At 64.3% G+C, this 659-nt stretch carries 1 protein-coding gene; it reads left to right on the top strand.

What is annotated here, in order from left to right:
- The coding region (locus tag A5688_RS23745) for a thiolase family protein (protein WP_131812456.1) at window positions 1-659 on the top strand (659 nt) is incomplete at both ends.

Below are 659 nucleotides of genomic sequence, written 5' to 3'. Positions count from 1 at the left end.
TCTGGATCGAGCCAGCAGGCAGTGGATTTCGCCGCCCAAGCGGTCGCCGCCGGCGCCTGCGACGTAATAGTAGCGGGTGGGGTGGAATCCATGAGCCGACTGCCGCTTGGCGTAACGCGGCAAAGTGGATTCCCATACGGCCCGAGGGTTATGCAGCGGTTTGACGATTTCTCGTTCAATCAGGGACTGTGCGCCGAGGCGGTGGCACGAAAGTGGGGATTGACGCGGGTCGATCTCGATGCCTACGCCGCAGCGTCGCATCAGCGGACCGCCGCGGCTATCGACTCCGGTGCATTCGACGCGCAAATCATCGTACTTTCCACGGAGACCGGAGAATTCGATACCGACGAGGGGTTGCGCCGTGGCACCAGCATCGAGACCCTCGGACAGCTCAAGCCGTTGTTCATCGAGGACGGGCTGATCCACGCCGGTAATTCGTCACAGATCTCCGACGGCGCCGCCGCCCTGCTGATCACCACCGCCGACAGGGCCGCCGATCTGGGGCTGACTCCGATGGCCCGCTACGTCGCCGGAGCGGTGGCCGGTGCAGACCCGGTGCTGATGCTGACGGCACCGATTCCTGCCTCCGAGATGGTGTTGTGGCGGGCCGGACTCGGTATCAGCGACATCGGAGTGTTCGAGGTCAACGAGGCGTTCGC

Source organism: Mycobacterium mantenii (assembly GCF_001667865.1).
GTDB classification, from domain to species: domain Bacteria; phylum Actinomycetota; class Actinomycetes; order Mycobacteriales; family Mycobacteriaceae; genus Mycobacterium; species Mycobacterium mantenii_A.
The sequence above is the reverse complement of the archived record's forward strand: the minus strand, read 5'-3'. Positions and strand labels throughout refer to the sequence as shown.